Raw genomic sequence first — 22860 nt, 5'->3', positions numbered from 1 at the left:
CAACCCACCTCCCTAATCCCCTATCTCAGGGTCGTTCGCCGGAGGCTTGAACTCTACTTTAATGATGGTTCCCCGATCGATCTTTTGTCCAGGGGCTATCGATTGCTTGAAAGCAACACCTGTACCCGACGGCTCCATCCGCAATTCAAGGCTTTCGAGAAGGGCGCCGGCCTGCTTGATTGTCAATCCCGACACGTCGGGCACCGTTACCCGGCCTTCCAGCGGCGGGCCGGCCTTAAGGTCCAGGATGACCGTCGTGCCCGCCTTTACCGTGGCTCCGGCCTTCGGGATCTGATCATAAACGACCGACCCCTGCCCGCGAATTACAAAGTTCAGGCCGGCCGAGCGCAAATCGTTCACGGCTTCGTTAAGCGGCAGGTTGACGACCTGGGGCACCGTAACCTCCGCCGGCGGTTCCTCCTGCACCCAGGGATTAAGGGGCGCGGGCCTCGGCAAATTCTTCTGCTCTGGCACCCCGAGGTAACGCAGGGTGTCCTGCATCACCGCCCGGAAAGACGGCGCCGCGACCTGGCTACCGAAATAAACCCCGCCCTTCGGTTCGCTTACCATTACCAGTATAACCGCGCGCGGGTCCTCAACCGGAGCGAAACCCACAAAAGAGGATACATATTTACCGCTGACGTACCCGCCTGACGGTCCGACAACCTGGGCCGTACCGGTCTTGCCGCCGCCCCTGTAGCCTTCGATATAGGCATTGCGGCCCGTGCCGTTTAACACAACATTTTCGAGGTAAGCAGCCAGTTCCCTTGATGTCTGTTCGGAAAGCACCCGGCGGGTAATTTTCGGTCTAAACTCTTTAATCACTCTGCCATTGTTGTCTGTGACAGCCTTAACCAGTTGAGGCTGGATCAAATTCCCGCCGTTGACCGCAGCTGACACCGCGGTCACCAGTTGAATCGGCGTCACGGCGATCGACTGGCCGATGGACATCGTCGCCAGGTCCAGGGTTTTGACATTCTTCTCCGGAATCAAAATGCCGTGCGCCTCTCCGGGCAGCCCGACGCCCGTTAAAGCACCGAACCCGAAACCTTTAATGTACTTGTAGAAGCGCTCCTTGCCAAGGTCCAGCCCTATCTTGATAAATCCCGGGTTGCAGGAATTCTGCACGACCTCGGCCAGGCTCTGCGATCCATGCCCGCCATGCTTCCAGCACCTTATGGTTCGGTCCGCGACCTTGACATATCCAGGATCAAAGAAACGGTCCGCGGGCTTTACCGTTTTCTCTTCCAGGGCCGAGGACAGGGTGATGATCTTGAATGTCGAACCGGGCTCGTAGTTGTACCAGATGGCGGGGTTCCGGTCCCAGATATTTTGCGGGTAATCGCTCCACTTGTTCGGGTCGTAGCTGGGGCGGTTGCCCATGCCAAGGATTTCCCCTGTCTTGGGGTTCATCACGATAATCACAGCGTTGGCCGGGTTAAAGGCGTCAACGATACGGTCCAGCTCGCGCTCCACGAAATACTGAACGGTCTCGTCAATAGTCAGCAAGAGGTTGTAACCTTGGACGGGCTTGAAATATTTGTGCTCCGCCGTCGGAATCTCCTGTCCCCAGGCGTCGTACTCCATGACGATGCGCCCGGGAATACCGCGAAGCTCTTCATCCAATGCTTTCTCGATGCCGGTGAGCCCCTGATTGTCGACACCCACGAACCCCAAGACGTGAGCGGCAAGAGTCCCTTTGCGGTATTCCCGGCGGCTCTCCTCCACACAATCAATCCCGTCCAGAACGTCCGGCGCCTTGTCCTTCTTCTCTTCGGCCTTGGCTTTCTTCAAGGCGCGGGACAATTCGTAGTCCACCTTGCGCTTGATCCACACAAAGGACTGCTCCTTGGTGACCAGTTGATAAACTTTATCCGGGTCCATCTGTAAGATGGCGGCCACTTTCTGCGCCGTCGCACTTGGGTGCTTAATCTGTGAAGGAATAGCAAAAACGGAGTCCACACTCACACTCGTAACCAGCTCCCGGCCGTTACGGTCATAAATGGTACCCCGTTTGGCTTCTACCGGAATGTCGCGCATCCGGTTCTCCAGCGCGTCGGTCCGCAGCTTATCCCCCATAAAAAACTGGATGTAGGCCAGGCGAAATATAAGCAGCCCTAAGGCGGTGGCGGTAAGTAAGAACAGAGTTATAATTCTCTTGCGCATAGCAATGCTTGTTGCCAGCATACCGATCCTCCAATTCCCGCTCGCCGCCCCGAACCCTGCCGGGTTTTTATGCCATTTTGTTCCCGCTGCGGTCCTGTACAGTTCCAGATGCGGACTATGTGGTTGTATTGGGCAACTTAAAACTCAGCCGGCTCTCACCTTCGCTTCCCATTGGCAAACAATCCGGACCAGCATTTCCAGCAGTCCCTTGCTTTCGTAACGGGCGTCGGCGAGATTGCCCGGTTCCTTTTGAATTGTCGACGGCTTGGCCTCCTTATCATCCTGAAGAAGATCCTGATCCGGCATGGCCGCAGGGTTCACCGCAACAAACAGGACGTTTTCCTTGCTCGGCTGGACCATACCCAGCTGGGTAACAGCGGCAGCCTCGACACGTTCCAGGGAGTCAAGCCGTCCAATCGCAACCTCCAGGTTCTGGTTTTCGGCCTCCAACCTGGCTATCTCGGCCTTCAGCATCGCGGCCTTGTAGCCGAGTTGAACAACCCTGGCGCAGTAAAGATTAAGCGCAACCCCCAGGACAAAGGTTCCCACGACCAGCGCCGTCAGCAGGATGCGCGTGCGCCTTCCCATTCCGGGCTGCGGCCGTGACCACCTGATTTGAGTTTGGGTTGGTTGCTCAACGTAGGAATAATTTGGTTTTTCCTGCGCTACTATCATCCTTATTCACCCTCGTCCCTCTTTAGAAGGGCCTGTTTAAAAAGATGTGGGATGTGCGAAGTCAGAGGTAAGTAGCTTGAAGGAATTCGCTCCGCGAATTCCAAACCTCATATCCCACTTCCCACATCTCACCTCTCATCTCTCAAATGGGGGCAGTTTCTCGGCGACACGAAGCTTGGCGCTCCTGGAACGGGGGTTTTGTGCCACCTCGTCCTCGTTCGGCGTAATGGGCCTGGAAGTCAGGGCCTTGAGCAGCGGCTTCCTGTTGCAGCGGCACTCCGGCAACCCCGGCGGGCAAATACAGGACCTCGCAAAATCGCGAAATACCTGTTTGACAATCCTGTCCTCAAGGGAGTGATAGCTGAGGACGGCGATTCTCCCTCCCGGGTTAAGGGCCTTGACAGCCTGGGTCAGGGCCGCATTAAGTACGGACAGCTCGTTGTTGACGGCGATCCTGAACGCCTGAAAGGTACGCCGCGCCGGGTGCGGCCCGGAACGGCGGGCTGCCGCGGGAATGGCCCGCCGGACAATGTCCGATAGCTGGGCGGTCGTGGAAATTCTTTGCTTTCTCCGTTCCTCCGCGATCGCGGCCGCGATCCGCCTGGCCCATCGCTCCTCGCCGTAATCCCTGATGATCCTTGCGAGCTCGTCCTCCGGCAATTCGTTGACAAGGTCGGCAGCTGTTACCGTCATTTCCGGGTCCATCCGCATGTCCAGAGGCCCGTCAAGCTGGTAGCTGAAACCGCGTTCCTGGACATCGAGCTGAGGTGACGAGACGCCCAGGTCAAAAAGGACGGCGTCCACTCCTTTGACTCCCAAATTATCCAGCACCCGGCTGATTTCGCTGAAATTGGCCTTCACCAGGCGCACCTGCCGGGCAAAACCGGCCAACCTGGCCGTCGCCGCACGCAGGGCGGCCGGGTCCTGATCAAGCCCTACGAGAAGCCCCTTTCCACCCATCCGCTGCAAAATGGCCAGGCTGTGCCCCGCCCCGCCAAGCGTACAGTCCACGTAAACGCCGCCCGGCCGTACGTTCAGGGCTTCAATCACTTTTTCCGGCATTACCGGCTGGTGGCTGAAATTAAGGGCCTGCTCGTTCAACAGCCACACTCCCCAATTTGGATGTTGGCAGTGGGACTCCAAGGAATCCCACATCGGCATTTGGTGCTCAGCTTTCGGCATTCGAAAAGGGACGATTTATAATCTAAGTGCTGAGGGCCGAGTACACTGGCGTATCCGGCTTTACATCCGCTTGTCAGGCAGCGGCGACAAGGCGATAACGTTTAAAACTACCATCTGATCGAATGAACTTTTACAGAAGCCCATAAGCCCATATAAGAAGGCAGGGTTGATGGGCATTTACCGTTTATAGATCGATGTCCAGATCCACTATTTTCTCCGCGATTTCTTCAAACGACCCGCCGGCCTCGCCCGAGTAGCGCAGCCATTCGCCCTGGTCCCAGATTTCCACCCTGGAGGCGACGCCGATGACGGCCACGTCCTTGGTCAGTCCCGCGTATTCGCGCAGGTTTGCAGGAATAAGGATCCTGCCCTGCTTGTCAGCCTCGAGTTCGGCGGCGCCGGCGAAAAACAGGCGAGCAAAGGCGCGGGCATCGGCCTTTGCCAGCGGGAGCCTGCGCAGCTTTGCTTCCATTAAAGCCCATTCATCCAGTGAATAAAGAAAAAGACAGCGATCCAGCCCCTTGGTGACCACAAACCTGTCACCAAGGTCCTCGCGGAACTTGGCCGGGATAAAGAGCCGGCCCTTGCCGTCCATCGTGTGCTGGTATTCGCCGATAAACACTGCGCAATCCCCTTCGGGGTTTTTCCACCACTTTGCACCACTTTACACCACAAATGATTCTTTGCCCCCCAGAAATCTCCTGCAAAATAAATGTCAGCCAGCAAAAAAATTTTTGTATGTTATAAAAAAACCCTTTCTCATTCCAGAAAGGGTTCTTAAAAGGGTTTATCAAACATTCTTGATGAGGATGTCAGCGGGTGGTGATCTTCAGTTTGCTTCTCTTCCTTCCCTCAAACAGCGCAATCTCCTCATATCCAACCTCGTTGAGGAGTTCGAGCGCCTGGTAGAAACCCGCGCCCACCTGCCCGGGAGCGTGAGCGTCAGAGCCCAGGATGACCGGAACATCTAACTCGCGGCAGTACCGCAGGAAGGTTCTTGAAGGATAGATCTCGTTAACCGGGGCGCGCAGGCCCGCCGTGTTGACCTCTACCGCGATATTGGCGGCGGCGCACATACAGGCCGTGCCGTGATAAAGGCCCCCGAGGTCGGCCGCGGGGCGGCAGCCGAACTTTTTGATCAGGTCCGGGTGGGCAATGGCATCAAAGAGGTTGGACCTGGCGGCGTTCTGGACCAGCATGAAGTACTTGCCGTACAAAGTGTCCGGATCGTAGCGGGCGTAGCCGTCCACGAGGTCGGGATTGTCAAAGCCCCACCCGTCGATGTAATGCACCGAACCCAGCACATAGTCAAACGGGTAAGCCTGAAGGATGGTCCTTAATTCATCCTCGCGGCCGGGCACGTAATCCGCTTCGATACCGAGCTTGATCCCGATCTGGGGAAACATCTTCCGCAAAGCCAGGATTTCTTCGACATAGGCCGCGAGTTCCGTGTCGGCCATCGCGAGCTGCGGGTCGCGCTCGGCGGGAGGCAGCCAGTACAGCGGAATGTGATCGGCTATTCCGATTTCCGCAAAACCCATTTGTACGGCCGTCATTACGTAGTCCTTAATCTCGCCCCTGGCGTGCCCGCAGCGGGAGGTATGGATATGGTAGTCGACCAGGCCGAAGAGCACCATCAGCGGCCCCCCTGCAACAAGCCGCCCAAATCGCCCAGCAGTCCGTACACCCTCCGGGCCAGCGCCTCGTCAAGACTCCCCGTCCCGCATGCCGGAGTGACAATGGCAAGCGACTTGATCAAGGCGGGGTCGATTCCCCATCCCGCCGCCTCGTTCCAGTAGCCGCTCAGCCTGACGGCCAGACTTTCTCCCGTTTCCCCGTAAGCCTTGTCCGAAGTGGGAACGATGCCCCAGGCCAGGACGCCTCCCCGCCCGATAAACTCCGCCGTTTCGCTTCGGAAGGGAATCAGGGAACTGAAGTATTCGTAAGCGTCAAAGCTTACAATGTCGGGACCGGCGTCATAGAGGATGCCCCAGTCGACGGCGGCGCAGGAATGAATACCGGCCTTCGCCCCGGCAGCCTTGATCGCTTTAACTATGGTTTTCAAGTCTTCCGCGATCATCTCCCGTGTTACCGTAATATAGGTGGACTGGCCGTAGATGCTGACCCCCGGCTCGTCGATGAAGACGAGCGCCTGACGGGCGTACCCACCGAGCTTCCCTGCCTGCCAGCGGGCGTGCAAAGCCAGATTTTTGACGATAACGTCTCGGATCTGCTCGTCGTAATAGGCCGGCCGCCCCTTGGCATCAGTCAGCCGGAAACCAACCGTCAGCGGACCCACGACCTGACCCTTAACGTAAGGCGGCGGGTCCGCACCCTCCAGACGGCGCAGGAAAGCCCAGAAACCGACCGCGGCCTCTTCGGGAATGGTAAAGGAATCAAGCGCTGCTTCATCCCCTTCCTCCACCGCGAGGTAGAGGGCGTAAAACCGGGCCAGGCCATCGGCCCAGCCTTCGTCTTCGGTCGCAAAATACACCTTTTCACCGTCACGCGCCAGGATACCGCATTCGATCAGCGGGCTTAAGAACTGCAGGACAAACCCTTCCATGTCCCCCCTCTTGGGGAGCTGGGGCCAGTGCGGCGCTCGGGGAAGGGTTTGCATGATCATCTCGATCGCCGGCTCGGGTTCAAGGAACGGGATGCTGCCGATCCCCGTGATCAATCCTTCGGGTTTCCACACCTTGTTTTTCCTCCGTTCAACGCAACATGAACTTGGACCGGGCTGGGCCGCAGCGCTGGGCACCGGTCTATCTCAATATCTTTGGTTACTTTAACCTAAATATCCTTCAGACTCCGGTCCCATATTTTCATACCGATATTTTCGTAAAAAAAAAACCAGCCTCTCTAAGGCTGGTTTCAAGCAAAAAAAACAATCTTAGACAGAAGCCGCTGGTAGAATGTTGACCTGCTTCTTGTCGCGGCCCTTGCGCTGGAAGGAAACAATCCCGTCGATCTTGGCAAAGAGGGTATCGTCACCGCCGATGCCGACGTTCTGTCCCGGGTGAATCTTTGTCCCGCGCTGGCGAACCAGGATGCTCCCGGCAGTCACAAACTGGCCGTCGCCGCACTTGGTCCCCAATCGCTTAGCTTCGGAATCGCGGCCGTTCCTCGAGCTGCCTACGCCTTTCTTGTGTGCCATAGATCACGCACCTCCTCGGGTAAAAACTCTATGCAAACAAACTTAAGCTTCGATTTTCTCGATCTGCACCTTGGTGTAAGGCTGGCGGTGCCCCTTCTTGCGGCGGTAATTCTTTTTCGGCTTGTACTTGAAGACGATGATCTTCCGCCCGCGTACCTGCTTGACCACTTTGCCCGTTACTTTCGCCCCTTCCACGACAGGCGTTCCGACCATCAGGCCGTCGTCTTTGCCTACCGCGAGCACACGCTCGAAGGTCACCGTTTCACCGGCCTCAGCCGGGAGCTTTTCGACGAAGATCTGGTCGCCTTCCTGGACGCGGTACTGCTTACCGCCGGTCTCGATAATCGCGTACACTACGTTTCCCCCTTTTCAGGACTCGCCGGGCCAGGTGGGCTTGCACCGCTTGTATACCTTCCCCGTGCGGTTCACGCAATGGTTATTTTACCATACAGGTGGTCAAATTTCAAGCAATACCTAAAAGGAGGCATTTGCGCTGTAAAAGTTTTTGACTCTCGGCAGAACAATGCTCAAACCCGAGACGGATGTTTTCGAAGCCTCTCGCTGTATGTGTTACCTAATATTGGGTTAATTACCTGCTCTACCCTTTTGTAACCCTGCTAAAGGGCATACCTATCCCCCGCCTCTTGAGGTTTTTCTCCGGTGGGGCACTTTGTTCGCCGGTTTGATCTCGTCAGGCCGCCTGCACCAGGCTTCGCAAATTCGCTCCCTGTTTTTGCCGCAACCGGCCCACAGCCATCGCCAGCATTACCATCAGGGCCAGCGCACACCGCAGCCGCATCTTGGGCAAACCCCGAATGAAATGCTTCTCAAATCCATAGACCTCATCCAGACGGGCATTTACTCTTTCCACGGCTGTGCGCTTGTTATAGGTTGTCTCCCATTTGTAACTGGAGCGGGCCAGGGGCGTGAAGATCCGCCGGTCCTCCGCCAAGGGAATGCGCACCCCACCGGTGGCCGAACACTGCTCCATCCCCCGGCATGCTACTCCATAGTGCCGGGCCGGACAACGGTATTTCAGGGTTTCCCGATCTTGCTCAAATCCCCCGAAGGCCATCGCACGACGCTTGTTTGTTTGCGGACAGTAGCAATATACCGTGCCCCGGTAATCGTAAACGATGTTTTCCTTCCCGGTTACAAGCCGCGTCTCTTCGCCGTTCCGCCACAGGTTGCGGATGTCAATGACGGGCTTGATCCGGTATTCGTCCCTTACGCATGCCCCTAACCCGCATGAAACCTGGAGCGGCTTGGGGTAAAATGTTTTTCTCAGGACCCCAAAAGGCCCTTCTATCTTCGCTCCCAAACAACACAAATAGCTCAAAAGGTGGCAATACCTAAAAAGGCCACGTGCGTTTTTCAACAGTCTCTAAAAGTCAGCTATTCGACGGCGAGGTCGAATTTCTCGTCCGTCATTACCTTACCCACGCCATTGCAGTGGGGACAGGTATCAAGAAGGATTTCCGCCAGGCTCGGGTGGACCTTTTTGCGGGTCAGTTCCACAAGACCCAGGCGGGTAAGCCCCATAATGTGCGTCCGCCTCCGGTCGCGCTTTATCTCCTCGGACAGCACCTCTAACACCTTGTTCCGGTGATCTTCCCTGGCCATATCAATGAAGTCGATGATGATGATGCCCCCCAGGTTGCGCAGCCTGAGCTGGCGGGCTATTTCCACGGCAGCATCGAGGTTGGTCTTGTAGACGGTGTCTTCCAGGTCGATATGCCCGGTATACTTCCCCGTATTGACGTCGATGACGGTGAGGGCCTCGGCCTGGTCAAAGATCAGGTAACCGCCGCATTTCAACCAGTACTTGCGCTGCAAAGCCTTATTGATCTCCTGTTTCACGCCGTAGTGCTCGAAGATGTCGGAATACGTTTCCAGGACCACTTTTCCCCTGAAGCGCTCCGGCATCTGGTCGACGAGCATCATGACCCGCGTGAAGTCAGCTTGCGAGTCCACGATCAGCCGTTCCACTTCATCGGTAAAGAGGTCGCGGATAATCCGGGGGAGCAGGGCACACTCCCGGTAAAGCAGGGACGGCGCTTTGCTCGTTTCCGCGCGCGCTAGGATTTGTTGCCAGAGGTTGTACTGGGAGATGATGTCCTCTTTGACGGCCGTTTCATCGACGGTACGCGCGGCGGTGCGGACGATAACCCCCATGCCGCTGGGCCGCACCTGGTTGATCAGTTGTTTGAGCCTCTCGCGTTCTTCTTCTTTCTCGATACGCCGGGAAATGCCGATGTGGTTTACGGTCGGCATCAACACCGTGTAGCGGCCGGGGAGATTAACCCGCATGGTTACCCTGGGACCTTTATTCCCCAAAGGGTCTTTGGCCACCTGGACAATGATCTCCTGGCCGGGACGCACCAGGTTTTTGATCGACAGGTGGCGGTGCGTGTTCTGCTGCGGCGCCAGCACGTCGTTGACGTACAGGAAGGCGTTACGTCCCAACCCGACGTCGACAAAAGCCGCCTCGATGCCGGGCAAAACATTCTCCACCTTGCCCTTGAAGATGCTTCCTACCAAGCAGAAATCGCTCACCGGCTCCATATATACTTCCATAGGCACCCCGTCTTCCAGCAGGGCAACCCTGGTAACATTATTACGCGAACTCACAATCAGCTCTTTTTTATGCACTTTTTCCCACCTTTCAGCCCAGCACTCAACTGAACATACGACACTGATTATCATTGACCAAACTCAGCTGGAGAAAAGTAACTACATCTAAACTAAACTAACAAGTTTCTATTCAATTGAGTGTTGGGTCAGCACTCCCAGAGGACCTTTCCCTCGCGTGAAAGCAACGCTGTACGCCAGACGTCGACAGCCTCAAGGGGAGTGCCCGCTAACTCCGAAAGCGCGATCAACACCTCGTCCGGGCGGACGGTACCGCCGCTGCCCGCGGCAAGCTCCATAATCAGCATAAAACTTCGGTCTTTAACACTAACCTGCAGACTCCTGATCCCCAGGCGAATGTCTCTTTTCTTAAGGCCCTTGTCGGTCTCCCTTTCCACATAAACTTCTCCCCGCGCCATCAGCGCAGCAACAGCATCCCGAACCCGCTCGGGCTGCGCTTCGCCGGACAACTCGCCGCACGCCGTATAGCGCGCGCTGTTGAGAATGCTCATAAGCGCCGGGGTAACATCGGGAACCTTCCTGGCCTTGAAGACTTCCAACCCCGCCGGGAGAGTCCGGTTGAGGGCCTCTTGAAGCTGTTCCAGGTCTACCGTGTCGGCTAGCTCCACGTCGACATACTCCTGGCCCCCGCAGAACCCCAGCGGGAGCGGCGCGGCGAACACCATCCTGGGCCGGGGGTTGAATCCCCGGCTGTACACCAGGGGCAAACCGGCACGGCGAAAGGCTCTTTCAAAAGCGCGCATAACGTCCAGGTGCCCGAGATAACGGGCCGGTCCGCACTGTTTATAGGCAAGCCTGATGCGCATCGACCGCCACCCCCGGAATCCGCGGTTCCACTTCCAGCGTGGGGCACAGCCCGCACCCGGTACAGCGGCCCGCCCGGCAATCGGCTGTGGTCTCGCCCGCCAGGGCCCGTTTATGTTCGGCAACCAGGAAAGCCTTCGACACCCCCGCTTCCAGGTGATCCCAGGGGAGGACGTCCTCGTAGCCAAACCGGCGGTAGGCAAACTCCTCCGGGGTTAAACCCGTATCGGCGAAGGCTTGCCGCCAGAGTTCGGGACTGAACCATTCCCGCCAGCCGTCCAGCCGGCAACCCAATTCCCGGGCCCTGGCCAGAACGGCGCCAAGCCTTCTGTCGCCGCGCGCAAACACGGCCTCCAGAAAGCTTGTCTCGACGTCATGGGCGCAAAATACCAGACCTCTGCCTTTTAGACGCCGTTTCAGGCAATCCTGGCGGGCGCGCAGTTCATCCGCCCGCATGAACGGTTCCCACTGGAAAGGCGTGTGCGGCTTGGGGACAAAGGACGACGCGCTTATCGTTACGCTCAACCTGTTTGCGGGAACTCCCGCCTCCAGGCCGGTGTCGATCACCTTGCGCGCCAGGATGTTGATGCCCTCGACATCGTCCATCGTCTCGGTAGGCAGGCCCAGCATGAAATAAAGTTTCACCCGCAGCCATCCAGCCTTGAAGGCGGCCGTAACAGCGGCAAGCAGATCCTCCTCCGTCACCCGCTTGTTAATGACGTCCCTCAGGCGCTGGGTCCCCGCTTCAGGGGCAAACGTCAGGCCGGACTTACGGACTTCCTGAATGGCCTTGGCCAGGTCAACCGCGAAGGCGTCGACCCTTGTGGAAGGTAGTGATATGCCTACCTTACGGTCCGCGTAACGCTCCACCAGTTCTCTCACGAGCGGGCGGATGGCCGAGTAATCCGTCGTGCTCAGGGAAGCCAGGGATACCTCATCATAACCGGTGTTGCGGATAATTGCGTCGGCTTGCGCCATCAAGCGGTTAACGTCGCGCTCGCGCACCGGCCTGTAAATCACCCCGGCCTGGCAGAAGCGGCACCCCCTGGTGCATCCCCGAAAGACCTCCAGCACAGCCCGGTCGTGAACCACCTTAATGTTGGGGACGATGGGCTTTGTCGGAAAAGGCGCCTCATTCAGATCGGCCACAACCCGCTTCGCCACCTTTCGGGGCACGGCCGGGTCACGAGGAATAATGCCGGCCACCCGTCCCCGGTCGTCGTATTGAACAGCGTAGAAGGACGGGAGATAAACGCCGGGAATGCGACCAAGCGCGAGTAATAATTCCCGGCGGCTCAAGCTCTGCTCCTTGGCCGCTTGATAGGCGCTGATAATCTCGTCGAAGGCTTCCTCGGCTTCGCCCAGGAAAACGGCGTCCAGGAAATCGGCCAGCGGCTCCGGGTTGTAAGCGCAGGGTCCGCCGGCGATCACCAGCGGGTCGTCCTCAGCCCGCTTCCACGCGTACAGGGGAATGCGTGCCAGGTCAAGCATATTCAGCACGTTCGAAAAAGAGAGCTCGTACTGAAGGGTGAAGGCTACAATATCGAAATCCCGTAGGGGCCGGCGCGACTCAAGGGCAAAAAGCGGCACCTGCTGCTGCCGCATTAACGCCTCCATATCCACCCAGGGGGCAAAAACCCGCTCCATCAGGGCGTCGCTACGCCTGTTGACCACGTGATACAGGATCTGCAGGCCGAGGTGGGACATGCCCACCTCATAAATATCCGGAAAGGCAAAAACAATTCTTACCTTGACGTCATCCCAGTCCTTAAGAACGGCATTGTATTCCCCGCCGATATACCGTGCCGGTTTTTCAACCCTTGACAAAAGGTGTTCAAGCTGGACAGACAAAGGTGCTCCTCCCCTGCTGCGTCTAATTACTATATGCAGCATAACTGCGGTTTTCTCTATTATTGCCTACCTTGCGAACAATCAACTGCTTCCAAAAACTATTCTCTACTCCGCCTAAAAACCCTTTTTTACCAGTTTTACCGGAACGTATGGTCCCTCGTCGATAACCGTCTTGACCACGCGGGTTTCCTCCAGGGTGTCTACAATCCTGCCCTGCCCGTCAACAAGGAAGACGAGGTGATACTTCTGGGGAACAAAGAGGCGGGTGACCTTCCACACCGGAAGGTCTTCATGGACGACCAGCACTTCTCCGGGGAGGATGCCTGCGCGCTGCAGGTCGCGCTCCTTGTTGATCAGGTGATTGGCATACAGGTAGGGGGCTTCGAGGCCGTCCCGGCGCGCTGCGTAAAACAGGAAAAGCCCCGTCGCCACGATATCAAGACCGCAGAAGCCCAAGGCGACCCCGGCCGCACCCAGAAGCGTCATCAAGGCACCCCAGCATTGTCCCCACCGGGCCATGCGCAGGGTCGCTTCAGGAAGGTTCATCCGCCGTGCCAGACGGGCGCGAAAGACCCTCCCGCCGTCAAGGGGCAGCCCCGGCAACAAGTTAAAAAGGAAAAGCATTAAGTTGCACTGTACAAAGAAGGGGCTGAAGGCTTCGCTCCAGTACCCGTACTGCCCCAGACCAAGGACGAGAACCGCCAGAAACAGGTTTGTCAGGGGGCCGGCGGCAGCTACGAATATTTCCTTTTTAGGGTCAAGGATAAGCTCGCTTGAAACCCTGGCCACTCCGCCGAAGGGCAGGAGTTCAACTCCGCTGATCCGCAGCCCCGCTTTTCTGGCCGCCCATACGTGAGCAAGCTCGTGAAAGAAAACCACGGCGAAGGCGATCAGCCCTTTGCCGAGCACCCCCGCCGCAAAATATACCCCCAGCAAGGCGAGAAACCAGTTGTTGATCTCAAAGGCGATGCCCTGAATGCGACAGATCTTCACGTTGCCCGCTCCCGGTCTAGGTGTAAGGTATAAGGTGTAGGGATTAAAGAAATTTCGGATTGGCCATTTAGCTTTTGGTATTCAGCACTCGGCATTTAGAATTCGAAATTGGGTGAACTCCAGTGATGCCACTTGGTTGCTGCCAAAGGTCCTCTCACCTCTAAATGCTAAGTGATAAGTAGCAGCACATCGTTTACATCCAGGGTAGTTTGTAGTCGATAACCGCGACCTCGTGGCCCTGGCAGTCAACGATAAGCACTTGTTCTTTGACATAGATAGTTGCAGTCACGTATTCGTACACGACACTTTTATCAAGGTGAAAGCGCTCAGTGAAGATGTCGAGCATTGCATCGCTCCTGATGAAGCGGATCAGCTTGACCGTCCCGGAGGTTGGCGCATCCTTCGGTAAAGAAGTTTCGTGTAGGAGTCGAAGGCTCCAGCCTGAAGCCTTTAGCGATTCGTTCGGGGTTTTCCCCCGATAGAGCAAGGATCTTAACGTAGGACATGTAAACGATGTTACGGTCCCAAAACTGTTAACGATGTCCTGATATTTGACATCTAAGAGCTGAGCGCTAAACGCGCCGGTGTTTATGAGTGTTTGGCGTTAGGATTTAGATTCTTGCCGTTCCGCTGCTTAATTCTAAATGCCCAGTGCTCAATGCCCAGCGCTTTATCAAGGCACGTCAAACTTTGTCAGTGGGTCGATCAGTTGCCCGTTCTCGCGGAATTCAAAATGCAGGCCTGTTTCCCCGGTTTCATCCTCGCCTCCGGTCTTGGCGATAACCTGGCCGGCGGAAATGCTGTCCCCGACAGCCACCTGAATATCCTCCACCTGCCCGTAGAGGCTATAAGTGCGGTTGCCGTGGTCGATCAGGATGTAATTCCCGTAAGCCCGGTCCTCTCCAATCCGTGCCACTTTCCCGTTCAACACGGCCTTAACCGGCGTTCCGGGCGAGGCAGCGATGTCGACGCCGGGGTGAAAGCGTTCCATATCGTCAAGCGGGTCGACCACCCAGCCGTAACCGCGGGCAACCTTGCCCGATACTGGCAGGGTTAGCATATCGTCCGAACTCATGACTTCAGTGACTTCACCGCCCGGACTCTTCTCGCGGTGCGGCAGGGTGTCAAAGAAAGGCATGTCCACGCTGACCGTCTGCAAGCCAAAAGCTATCAGGCGATTAAGGACAGGTTCGTAATCCCATTCCGTAGTCAATGCCGACCGGAGAGTTTCCCGCACTTCCGTTCCCCATGGGGATTTGGCGTCTCGTATGGCGAGAATGGTAAGGAGCAACACCGCCACCACCGCGATTTGCGTTACAAGCCGGCGGCTGGGTTTCTTCCGGCGAAAGCCCGTCCCACCAACGGGCCATTGGGGCAAACGTCTGTCCATGGAACGCAACGGTCATCCCCCCCAAGATTTGTTAGTACTATAGTCTATGTGGACGGGTCTGTAATATGACAGGCTGTCCGGGTGGCCCGGAGCAAATTTTTGGGGCAAGAACCGGGGGAGTACAACCAGCCTTTCCTGGAAATCATAGTCGTGTAAAATGCCTCTGCAGCTGCTGCAACCCAGAATAAATGAAGTCCTGGCCCAAAATTCGACGAGGAGGCCGAATGCCGCAACGTCAGCCTGGTCAATGCCGTGCAGGCCCCGGGAAACCCCGGTACCCTGACGGTTACCGTCAACTGCGAGCTAGCCGGCACGCCGGCCAAAACCGCCGAACTGACCTTCGAACTCATCCCCGATGGCCGGATTATTTACCGGGAGAAACATAATGACCGGGCCTGACGGCCCGGTCATTAGTAAAGCTGTAAGCTTTAGGACTCCCCAGCACTCAACTGGGAATGTCAGATTTCAGGCTGATCCAACCTTGTAGGTCTCGAAGACTGACGGTAGCTTTGAATGTAATATGTCTTCAAGTTGAGTGCTGGGCCGAAACGGGAATGCCTATCAAAATATCCTGGCGGAGTGGGCTATTCCACGGCTCTGAGGTCCTGGACGAGCCGATCGACGGCCCTGTAAAGCTCATCGAAGCTTTTCGAGTTGTCGATCGCATGGTCCGCGCCGCAATCATTCCTCGTCCTGTCCCCGCTCTGGCACAAGGCTAATCCCTGCTTAGCAACGAGCCTGGTAAGACGTACTTGTTCGGCGCAGGTGATATGCACCGAAACAAAGCCGAAGGCTTCACGGCACCTAGCAATATCCCGCGGCGCCTGCCCGTCGACAATAACGACATCGCTGTGGTCTTGCTGAAAAACCTGGCTCATCAGGTAGTCGGTAAGGCAGTCAGGGTCCAGCTTGCGTAGCCTCACGTCCAGGGTACGCAAAAACCGGGGCCATTCCTGGGAATCCGGCAGGTCTGGCGCACACACCTGGCGGGCGAGGTCGTCAAGAATACCGGCAAAAGAGTACTCGGCAAACTTGTGCTTCGTTCGAAGGTAGCTCGCTACCGTGTGTCTTCCTGCCCCGGCCTTGCCTATTAAAATGATCCGCAAAAGCGGGATCCTCCTTTGCCGTTTACCGACGGGGAGTCGGGAAATACTAGGTAGTGGTGATGTAAAATGACAGGCACAACTACTGACTGGACAACAAGCACGATCTTACTGGTGATCGCCTTTGTCGTTATTGTAGCCATCCCGGTCGTATCGCGCTATCTGGTACACAAACGCCCCAAGCAGTAAAGGCTGGCCGCACTCCTGCAGGGACTCTGACAGGCGGTGGCGAATTCATCTCTAATTATCCCTGCAGGAGGGTCATGGAATGGATTCCCAGATCCTTATCGGCATGCTTCTTTTACTGGCCCTAGGTTTATTTGCGTTTTCCATTATCAAGCGGTTGGTCCGTCTTGCCCTGTTTGTCGGGCTCATCCTGGTCCTGCTCTACGCCTTCAACGCCGGCCTGATCCCGCGTTTTTGGTAGGCTCCGGCGACTTTGCCGTTATTCAATAAACATTCCGTCCGGCTGCGGAATCATGTGCCCGATCCTTTCCGCACGCCCCTGAAAGACGTGCTGGCGGGACAGGGTTTTGTCCACCCTAACGATCAGCAATGCCCCCCAAGGCTTCAACATTCTTCTCCCCCACCTTTCGAGCCCGTCGGCAAAACGCAGGACAAGGCTGTTTGCACTCGGCGGGATGAACACCGCCGACTGCCAATAAGGCTGCTGACCGGTCTCTCGCGCCAACAGGCTTACCAGTTCTCCCGGCTGAAAGAAATGGGCGTTCTTGAAAATACCGCCGTGCAGCCGGGCCTCCGCCCGCCTGCGCCAGGCCCAGGGACTCCACGCATTGAGCACAGCCACCACCAGACGCCCTCCGGGGCGGACCATCCGCCAAAGTTCCCTTACGGCGCGGCCCGGGTCTTCGGTAAACTCCAAGACAGTGAAGGCTACAACCAGGTGATAATACTCGGGAGGCAGAGGGAGCGTTTCAAGCGGGCTGCAAAGAAGCTCCACAGAGGGATATCCCGCCAGTTTTTCCCGGGCGACCTCCAGCATAGCCTCAGAACTATCGATTCCTGTCACCGACAACCCCATTTGGGCCATGAGCAAGGCCAGCCGTCCCGTACCGCACCCGGCATCCAAGACGCGTTCACCGCGGCAGGGACGGGCCAGGGTCAGGAACAGATCCGTTTCCAGCTTCTCGACGACCCTTCCTAGAGGGCGCTCGTACCAGCGGTCATAGTTTTGGGCCAGTTCATCAAAACGGCTCATGCTAGAAAACAATCTTTTGCCGGCGTACCCATATATTCAACAAGAGTCCCACACAGGCCATGTTTACGATCATCGCGCTTCCCCCGTAACTTAAAAACGGCAAGGGAATGCCGGTTACCGGCATGATGCCGGCATTCATGCCGATGTTGACGAGGATGTGGAAAGTAAACATTGACACTATGCCGGCGGCCACTAGGGTGCCGTAAGCGTCACGAGCCTTCTCGGCGATGCGTACGCCCCGGTATAAAAAGACAAGATAGAGGCAGAGGACGAAGAACCCGCCTACGAAACCCAGTTCTTCAGCCAGCACCGAAAAAATAAAGTCCGTGTGCTGGATTGGGAGGAAGTTGTACTGGCTCTGCGTGCCGTTATACAATCCCTTTCCCCATATGCCCCCTGATCCAATGGCGATCTGCGACTGGATAACGTTATAGCCCGCCCCTTGCCAATCACTCCACGGATTCAAGAAAACGGTGAGCCTGGTCATCTGGTATTCCTTCAAGGTTAGCTTGTGAAAGAGCTTGTGTTTGTCCTGGATCTGCTGCTGCAGGGCGACCAGCCGGTCAAAATCAGCCTTGGCCGCATCGTACTCTCCCTTTACCTTTACGTAGGGAGCTCTGTTCTGAGCATTGACAACTTCGACATTCAAGGCTTCGAGGCTTTCCTCCGCCATCTTCACCTGTTCGGTTAGCATCTTGTCTTTGTTATGAATCTCCGCGTGAACGACGAAGATCAAAATCACGGCAACAATGCCGAGAGCGGTTAAACTTAGGAGCAGCTTAGGTTTTGCTCCTGCCATAAAAAGCATTCCCCAAGTGATGGCCAGGAAGACCAGAGTGGTTCCCAGGTCGGGCTGGATCAGGATAAAAAGCATCGGGACACTCACAAAGGCAAACACCGGGATCAGGTCCTTTAAGGTGTTGAGCTGTCCCTCGCGTTGGGCCAGAAAGTCCGCCAGGGTGACGATGATGATCACCTTGGCGAATTCCGACGGCTGGAAGGAGAAAGGGCCCATCTGAATCCACCGCTGGGCGCCCAGGGCTTCCCGGCCCGTAAAGATAACGCCCGCAAGCATGAGCAGCATAATAATGTAAAGGCCGCGCCGATACCTAGGCAGCTCCTCGTAGCGCCAGAACAGGAAAGTAATCAGCCCCGCGGAGCCGACCGCCACCCAGATAATCTGCGTGCGCACGATATGTAACGCGCTACCTCCTGAACTGGTGATATGCGTGGCGCTGGAAATAACGACGATGCCAAGGACGATCAGCAGCGCCACTGCCAGGAGCAGCGTGTAGTCAAGGCTTTTGAAGATTCTCCTGCCCTTCACGACATCACCCACACCCATTATAAAGAAACGGCCACGAATAAGAAAGGGGGCTTGTTTCGCCCCCTTCCTCTTAACCGGTCACCGTGCTTTTTAGAGTCCGTTTAACCCTCTTCACCGGGATGTTCGCCACTAGGGCCACCTGGTTTTCATTGCGCTCTAGGCTGACCTCCAGCCCCTCATCATCGATTTCCAAGTAATTAGAGATTACTTTGATGAGGTCGGCCTTCATTAGCTGGAGGAGCTGCGGGGAAACGTTCGCCCGGTCGTGAACGAGAACTAATCTCAAGCGTTCCTTGGCAACGCTTTTACTTCCAGAATCGCGGCCAAAAATACGAGCCAAAAACTCCAGCAATGCCCTTCCTCCTTTTCCCTCTAACCGAGGCCGATAATTCTTCTGAGGCGTCGAATAATCGGGTTGCCGGTTTGCAGGTTCATCAGGGGCACGGGTTCGCCAAGGATCCGGCGCACGATGTTCTTAAACGCCCGTCCCGCAAGACTGTTCTCGTCGGCAATGACCACGTCGCCGCGGTTCGTCGACACCACAATCTGTTCATCATCCGGGATCACACCGAGCAGGTCGATGGCCAGGATGTCGATCATATCGTCAATGGTCATCATATCGCCTCTCTCCACCATGCGCGGCCTGAGGCGATTGATGATCAGTTTCGGTTCCCGGATCTCCGCCGCCTCCAGCAGGCCGATGACCCTGTCGGCGTCACGCACGGCGGCAACCTCCGGCGTCGTCACCACGATAGCCCTGTCGGCGCCGGCGATAGCGCTCCTGAAACCCTGCTCGATACCGGCGGGGCAGTCAATCAACACATAGTCAAAGCCTTCCTGGAGTTCCTTGGTCAGTTCTTTCATATCTTCCGGGGTCACTGCTGACTTATCCTTAGTTTGGGCCGTGGGAAGCAAGTGCAGACCCTCAAAGCGCTTGTCCTTGATAATTGCCTGCCGGAGACGGCAGTTGCCGCTGATAACATCTGTAAGATCGTAAACGATGCGGTTTTCGAGCCCCAGGACCACGTCCAGATTGCGGAGGCCGGTGTCGGCGTCAACGAGCACGACCTTGTGTCCGAACATCGCCAGGCCGGCGCCGATGTTGGCCGTAGCCGTAGTTTTGCCAACCCCTCCCTTGCCCGAAGTGACCACAATAACTTCGCTCATGCTTTCAAGCTCCTCCCTTGGCCTCTAATTTTTGCCCTGACGCTCCCCGCCAGGCGGGAAGGCTTCAATAGTTACAACTCCGTCTTTTACACGCGCTATTTCTGGATGTCCCGGATCGGCGACGAAATCTTCGTCGGGTGAGCGTGCAATGTGGTTAGCGATACGCAATTGGGTGGGTTGCAGTCTGAAGGCAATGACTACAGCAGTGTCATCTCCTGTTGCCCCGGCATGGATCGTGCCGCGAAGTATACCCATCACGACGACATTACCCGCAGCCGTGACCTCCGCACCAGGGTTCACGTCTCCCAGGATGACCACGTTACCGTTATAGCAGACACTCTGGCCGGAGCGCAGAGTCCGCTGAATCAAAATGGTGTTCGGCTCGTGCATGTCTTGGGATAACTGGAGTGCCATCGTCTGTTTCCACCTCGTAAAGGGTATTCAACAGTAAAAAACCAAATCCTGCTAATTTATTTCGTGTATTTTCCCTGTTATTTTGACGAATATGGGTAAATGATGGCGTTTACTCGGAAACCGGTATCGGGGCTGTCTTATTGATGGGGATGTTGAAGTAAGCCGCCATCATCTCCTTGGCCACCACGGCGGCTGTCGAACTGCCGTGAATGCCGTGCTCAACAATAACGGCAATGGCGATTTGCGGGTTGTCGTAAGGGGCGAAAGCAACGTAAAGGCCGTGGGCTGGTTGCTTGACACCGTTGCGATAGTTTTCCGCGGTACCGGTCTTTCCAGCAGTCTGCAGAGGGAAATCGTAAAAGACGCCGTAGGCGGTCCCGCCCGGCTGCGTCACGGCGAGCATGCCCTGGCGGACGATATCCAGTGTCTTCGGGTTGATTTCCACCCTATCCTGAACCTGGGGCTCGAACTCCTCGACAACTTTCCCGTCATAGGTTGTAACGCGCTTGACCAGGAAGGGCTTGTAACGCATTCCTCCATTGGCCAGCTGCGCAACATAATTGGCAAGCTGGATAGGCGTATACAGATTATAGCCCTGACCGATAGACATGTTCAGGGTATCGTAGTAACGCCACTTCAGCTCCCATGCATTGTCGTCGTACTTCGCCTGTAGCCGCGCCTTCTCCCTGTCCCGTTCCTTCTCGATCCTCACCCGTTCCTTCTCGTCCGTCGTCGCTGCCAGGAGACGGTTGTACTTGGTTTCGAGCGCCTTGAATTGCGGCCCGAACCGGGCGTCAAGCATGGCCTGAACGACCTTGCGCTTGTACTCTGCGTCGGGGACGATGCCGCTGTCCTCCCCGAGAAGTTCGATACCTGTCTTCTCCCCGAGTCCGAACGCCAGGGACCAACGCGTCATCGGTTCCCAGCCGATAATGTTACTCACCTGCCAGAAGAAGGTATCGCACGATACCGCCAGGGCCTTCTTAAAATCGACCCTGCCGTGGCCGCGCGGGTAGGTCCAGTCGTGCCAGACCCTGTGCAGGTGGTAATAGCCCTCGTCCCATATGGAAAAACGGGGGTCAATCCGTCCGCTTTCAAGGGCGGCTATGGCCGTGATCATTTTATAGGTGGAACCCGGAGGATAAGCGCTCTGGATAGCCCGGTTGAGAAAGGGCCGATCAGGGGCGTTGATAATCCTGTCGGCATCAGCCGGCGAGAGACTGCCGGCAAACATGCCGGGGTCGTAGGCTGGGTAACTTGCCAGGGCCAGCACTTCCCCCGTTCTCGGGTCAATGGCCACCGCCGCGCCGGCGTTGCATTCCTTGTGACCCATGTCCTGGGTCATTTTGATGACCCGGGCCAGGCTCTCTTCCGTCGCTTTTTGTACCCTGTAATCGATGGTCAACTGAAGGTTATGGCCCGGGATAGGTTCGCGCATGCCCACATTCCTGATGGGGTTTCCGTAGGCGTCCACCTCTACCTGCCAGGCCCCGCGTTCACCCCTCAGGTACTTCTCAAAGGTGCGTTCCAGGCCTTCCTGCCCGAACATATCTCCCATGCGGTAGCCCTGATCCCGGTAACGCTCGAGCTGGGACGCGCTGATTTCGCGGATATAACCCAGGGCGTGCGCCAGCAGGTTCCCGTGAGGATAATCCCGCATCGGCACCATATCGATGACAACACCGGGAAGCCGGTCTCGTTCTTCTTCGATCCGGGTAACAACATCCATCGACACGTCCTTGGCGATGTGCACGGGCTCAAAACGCCGGAGAGCGCCGCTGTCAACCTGTTTTCTTATTTCTTCCGCAGGTTTGTCAAGGATTACGGAGAGGCGATTGATCACCTGGTTCAGTTCTTCGTCACTCAACCCGACATTGATCAACTGGACAACATAGAGCGGCCTGTTGCCCACGATCTTTTCCCCCTGGCGGTCGTAGATTTCGCCCCGCGGCGGGGTAATGCCAATGAGGCGCATGCTGTTTTCCCTGGCCAGGGTGCGGTAATGCTCATTTTCCGCGATCTGCAGGTAAGCAAGGCGGAGTACCAGGATCAGAAAAACGGCCACGACTATACCCGTCATAATCCTGGCTCGGCGCTGCATCCCTTTCCTGGACAACTGTTTTGACAAGGACAACTGCCCCCATTACTCTTACCCTATCCCTAAGTTTACACTGTTTTGCCCCAAGACTTAAGGGCGGGCCTAAAACCGAGTCGCCAGCCGGAGGCAGGACCGCAAACGGGTCTTTTAATAGACCAAATTTTCTAATATGACCTTCTTAGAAAACCCCTCTTGCTGATCCTGGCGTAGCTCTTGTAAAAAACAGCCGCCACAAGAGCGTTGTAGGCCGCCAGCGGCAGTATCAGCTCAAAGACAGCCGGGCTGAACGGGACAGTAACGCCCAGAATCAGCAACAGGACATAAATGATCAGTTGCTCCCCGACCGTGACAAGGAAAGTCATAAAAGAAACGACGATAGAGCTTTCACGATACAGGCTCCATTCGAGCAAACCGACAGCATAACCGACAATCGCCAGGCCCAGAGCGTTTAACCCAAAATAATAGCCTGAGACGGCATCAATGAGAAGCCCGCCCAGGAACCCCAGCACGGCCCCCTCCCTGGAGCCGTGCAAAATAGCGTGGAAAACTACCAGAACCAGCACAAAGTCAGGCTTAACCCCGGCCACGCGGACGAGATCCAGCACCGTGGATTGCAGCAAGACTATGGCGCCCAGCAATGCCAACCCGACTAGAAACCGCAA

General features: G+C 56.5%; 25 protein-coding genes. 2 read left to right on the top strand and 23 right to left on the bottom strand.

The genetic code is table 11. The features are described from left to right. Positions 1-12: 12 nt before the first annotated feature. From ACUM6F_RS09250 to ACUM6F_RS09180, 15 genes are all read right to left on the bottom strand, one after another. Positions 13-2187 (bottom strand): stage V sporulation protein D, encoded by a 2175-nt coding sequence (locus tag ACUM6F_RS09250; RefSeq protein ID WP_445349038.1) that lies wholly within the window; start codon positions 2185-2187, stop codon positions 13-15. A 123-nt stretch (positions 2188-2310) separates the two neighbouring features. Beyond that, positions 2311-2754, bottom strand: a complete 444-nt coding sequence (locus tag ACUM6F_RS09245) for a hypothetical protein (RefSeq protein WP_445349037.1) — start codon at positions 2752-2754, stop codon at positions 2311-2313. Between the two features lie 222 nt (positions 2755-2976). Further along, positions 2977-3942: a 16S rRNA (cytosine(1402)-N(4))-methyltransferase RsmH gene (gene rsmH / locus ACUM6F_RS09240; protein WP_445349036.1), complete on the bottom strand. Its 966-nt coding sequence runs from the start codon at positions 3940-3942 to the stop codon at positions 2977-2979. Between the two features lie 265 nt (positions 3943-4207). After that, on the bottom strand, positions 4208-4645 hold the full coding sequence (gene mraZ, locus ACUM6F_RS09235; protein ID WP_425622059.1) for a division/cell wall cluster transcriptional repressor MraZ: 438 nt from the start codon (positions 4643-4645) through the stop codon (positions 4208-4210). A 190-nt stretch (positions 4646-4835) separates the two neighbouring features. Continuing rightward, entirely contained in the window at positions 4836-5660 is an 825-nt protein-coding gene (locus ACUM6F_RS09230; protein WP_445349035.1) for a histidinol-phosphatase HisJ family protein, read from the bottom strand. Then, on the bottom strand, positions 5660-6721 hold the full coding sequence (locus tag ACUM6F_RS09225; RefSeq protein ID WP_445349034.1) for a uroporphyrinogen decarboxylase/cobalamine-independent methonine synthase family protein: 1062 nt from the start codon (positions 6719-6721) through the stop codon (positions 5660-5662). The genes ACUM6F_RS09230 and ACUM6F_RS09225 overlap by 1 nt, the downstream gene beginning before the upstream one ends. Positions 6722-6916: 195 nt before the next feature. Next, on the bottom strand, positions 6917-7180 hold the full coding sequence (rpmA, locus tag ACUM6F_RS09220) for a 50S ribosomal protein L27 (protein ID WP_425622062.1): 264 nt from the start codon (positions 7178-7180) through the stop codon (positions 6917-6919). A 42-nt stretch (positions 7181-7222) separates the two neighbouring features. Continuing rightward, positions 7223-7534 carry a 50S ribosomal protein L21 gene (gene rplU, locus ACUM6F_RS09215; protein WP_445349033.1) on the bottom strand — a complete coding sequence of 104 codons (312 nt, stop codon included), beginning with the start codon at positions 7532-7534 and terminating at the stop codon, positions 7223-7225. A gap of 337 nt (positions 7535-7871) precedes the next feature. Further along, a complete protein-coding gene (locus tag ACUM6F_RS09210; RefSeq protein WP_445349032.1) occupies positions 7872-8501 on the bottom strand; it encodes a hypothetical protein in 630 nt (209 codons plus the stop codon). 74 nt (positions 8502-8575) lie between these two features. After that, positions 8576-9832, bottom strand: coding sequence for an Rne/Rng family ribonuclease (locus tag ACUM6F_RS09205; RefSeq protein WP_445349031.1), 1257 nt, complete (start codon positions 9830-9832; stop codon positions 8576-8578). Between the two features lie 128 nt (positions 9833-9960). Further along, positions 9961-10638 carry a TIGR03936 family radical SAM-associated protein gene (locus ACUM6F_RS09200; protein WP_445349030.1) on the bottom strand — a complete coding sequence of 226 codons (678 nt, stop codon included), beginning with the start codon at positions 10636-10638 and terminating at the stop codon, positions 9961-9963. Further along, the gene (locus ACUM6F_RS09195) at positions 10616-12487 is read right to left on the bottom strand and encodes a TIGR03960 family B12-binding radical SAM protein (protein WP_445349029.1); all 1872 of its coding nucleotides are present in this window, start codon (positions 12485-12487) and stop codon (positions 10616-10618) included. The genes ACUM6F_RS09200 and ACUM6F_RS09195 overlap by 23 nt, the downstream gene beginning before the upstream one ends. Positions 12488-12601: 114 nt before the next feature. Further along, complete coding sequence (locus ACUM6F_RS09190) at positions 12602-13480, bottom strand: M50 family metallopeptidase (protein WP_425622067.1); 879 nt, start codon at positions 13478-13480, stop codon at positions 12602-12604. Positions 13481-13673: 193 nt separating this feature from the next. Further along, entirely contained in the window at positions 13674-13826 is a 153-nt protein-coding gene (locus tag ACUM6F_RS09185) for a hypothetical protein (RefSeq protein ID WP_426405421.1), read from the bottom strand. A 327-nt stretch (positions 13827-14153) separates the two neighbouring features. Continuing rightward, positions 14154-14870: a M23 family metallopeptidase gene (locus ACUM6F_RS09180; protein ID WP_445349028.1), complete on the bottom strand. Its 717-nt coding sequence runs from the start codon at positions 14868-14870 to the stop codon at positions 14154-14156. A 252-nt stretch (positions 14871-15122) separates the two neighbouring features. Between ACUM6F_RS09180 and ACUM6F_RS09175 the strand changes: the two genes are divergently transcribed. Next, positions 15123-15269: a hypothetical protein gene (locus tag ACUM6F_RS09175; protein WP_425622068.1), complete on the top strand. Its 147-nt coding sequence runs from the start codon at positions 15123-15125 to the stop codon at positions 15267-15269. 185 nt (positions 15270-15454) lie between these two features. Here ACUM6F_RS09175 and ACUM6F_RS09170 read toward each other — a convergent pair whose 3' ends face one another. Continuing rightward, on the bottom strand, positions 15455-15976 hold the full coding sequence (locus tag ACUM6F_RS09170) for a hypothetical protein (protein ID WP_445349027.1): 522 nt from the start codon (positions 15974-15976) through the stop codon (positions 15455-15457). A 265-nt stretch (positions 15977-16241) separates the two neighbouring features. On the opposite strand from ACUM6F_RS09170, the gene ACUM6F_RS09165 reads away from it, so the two are divergent. Then, positions 16242-16400, top strand: coding sequence for a hypothetical protein (locus tag ACUM6F_RS09165; protein ID WP_425622070.1), 159 nt, complete (start codon positions 16242-16244; stop codon positions 16398-16400). Between the two features lie 18 nt (positions 16401-16418). Here the strand turns inward: ACUM6F_RS09165 and ACUM6F_RS09160 are convergent, their stop codons facing one another. The 7 genes from ACUM6F_RS09160 to mreD all read right to left on the bottom strand — a co-directional run bounded on the left by ACUM6F_RS09160 (position 16419) and on the right by mreD (position 22860). Beyond that, positions 16419-17192, bottom strand: coding sequence for a class I SAM-dependent methyltransferase (locus ACUM6F_RS09160; protein ID WP_425622071.1), 774 nt, complete (start codon positions 17190-17192; stop codon positions 16419-16421). A 1-nt stretch (position 17193) separates the two neighbouring features. After that, positions 17194-18537, bottom strand: coding sequence for a rod shape-determining protein RodA (gene rodA, locus ACUM6F_RS09155; RefSeq protein ID WP_445349026.1), 1344 nt, complete (start codon positions 18535-18537; stop codon positions 17194-17196). A gap of 52 nt (positions 18538-18589) precedes the next feature. Beyond that, positions 18590-18871 (bottom strand): cell division topological specificity factor MinE, encoded by a 282-nt coding sequence (gene minE, locus ACUM6F_RS09150; protein ID WP_425622073.1) that lies wholly within the window; start codon positions 18869-18871, stop codon positions 18590-18592. Positions 18872-18891: 20 nt separating this feature from the next. Then, complete coding sequence (gene minD, locus ACUM6F_RS09145) at positions 18892-19686, bottom strand: septum site-determining protein MinD (protein WP_445349025.1); 795 nt, start codon at positions 19684-19686, stop codon at positions 18892-18894. 24 nt (positions 19687-19710) lie between these two features. Beyond that, a complete protein-coding gene (gene minC / locus ACUM6F_RS09140; protein ID WP_425622075.1) occupies positions 19711-20100 on the bottom strand; it encodes a septum site-determining protein MinC in 390 nt (129 codons plus the stop codon). Positions 20101-20209: 109 nt separating this feature from the next. Continuing rightward, on the bottom strand, positions 20210-22228 hold the full coding sequence (gene mrdA, locus ACUM6F_RS09135; protein WP_425622076.1) for a penicillin-binding protein 2: 2019 nt from the start codon (positions 22226-22228) through the stop codon (positions 20210-20212). A gap of 134 nt (positions 22229-22362) precedes the next feature. Then, on the bottom strand, positions 22363-22860 hold the full coding sequence (gene mreD, locus ACUM6F_RS09130; RefSeq protein WP_425622077.1) for a rod shape-determining protein MreD: 498 nt from the start codon (positions 22858-22860) through the stop codon (positions 22363-22365).

This window comes from Desulforudis sp. DRI-14, assembly GCF_052618305.1.
Note: the sequence above shows the minus strand (reverse complement) of the source record. Positions and strands in the feature narration are given on the sequence as shown.

Coding starts and splice junctions, on each gene's coding strand:
- ACUM6F_RS09165 (WP_425622070.1), top strand. CDS start 16,242: ATGGATTCCCAGATCCTTATCGGCATGCTTCTTTTACTGGCCCTAGGT.
- ACUM6F_RS09245 (WP_445349037.1), bottom strand. CDS start 2,754: ATGGGAAGGCGCACGCGCATCCTGCTGACGGCGCTGGTCGTGGGAACC.
- ACUM6F_RS09160 (WP_425622071.1), bottom strand. CDS start 17,192: ATGAGCCGTTTTGATGAACTGGCCCAAAACTATGACCGCTGGTACGAG.
- rodA (WP_445349026.1), bottom strand. CDS start 18,537: ATGGGTGTGGGTGATGTCGTGAAGGGCAGGAGAATCTTCAAAAGCCTT.
- ACUM6F_RS09180 (WP_445349028.1), bottom strand. CDS start 14,870: ATGGACAGACGTTTGCCCCAATGGCCCGTTGGTGGGACGGGCTTTCGC.
- ACUM6F_RS09185 (WP_426405421.1), bottom strand. CDS start 13,826: ATGCTCGACATCTTCACTGAGCGCTTTCACCTTGATAAAAGTGTCGTG.
- ACUM6F_RS09250 (WP_445349038.1), bottom strand. CDS start 2,187: ATGCTGGCAACAAGCATTGCTATGCGCAAGAGAATTATAACTCTGTTC.
- minC (WP_425622075.1), bottom strand. CDS start 20,100: ATGGCACTCCAGTTATCCCAAGACATGCACGAGCCGAACACCATTTTG.
- rpmA (WP_425622062.1), bottom strand. CDS start 7,180: ATGGCACACAAGAAAGGCGTAGGCAGCTCGAGGAACGGCCGCGATTCC.
- minD (WP_445349025.1), bottom strand. CDS start 19,686: ATGAGCGAAGTTATTGTGGTCACTTCGGGCAAGGGAGGGGTTGGCAAA.
- ACUM6F_RS09200 (WP_445349030.1), bottom strand. CDS start 10,638: ATGCGCATCAGGCTTGCCTATAAACAGTGCGGACCGGCCCGTTATCTC.
- ACUM6F_RS09230 (WP_445349035.1), bottom strand. CDS start 5,660: ATGGTGCTCTTCGGCCTGGTCGACTACCATATCCATACCTCCCGCTGC.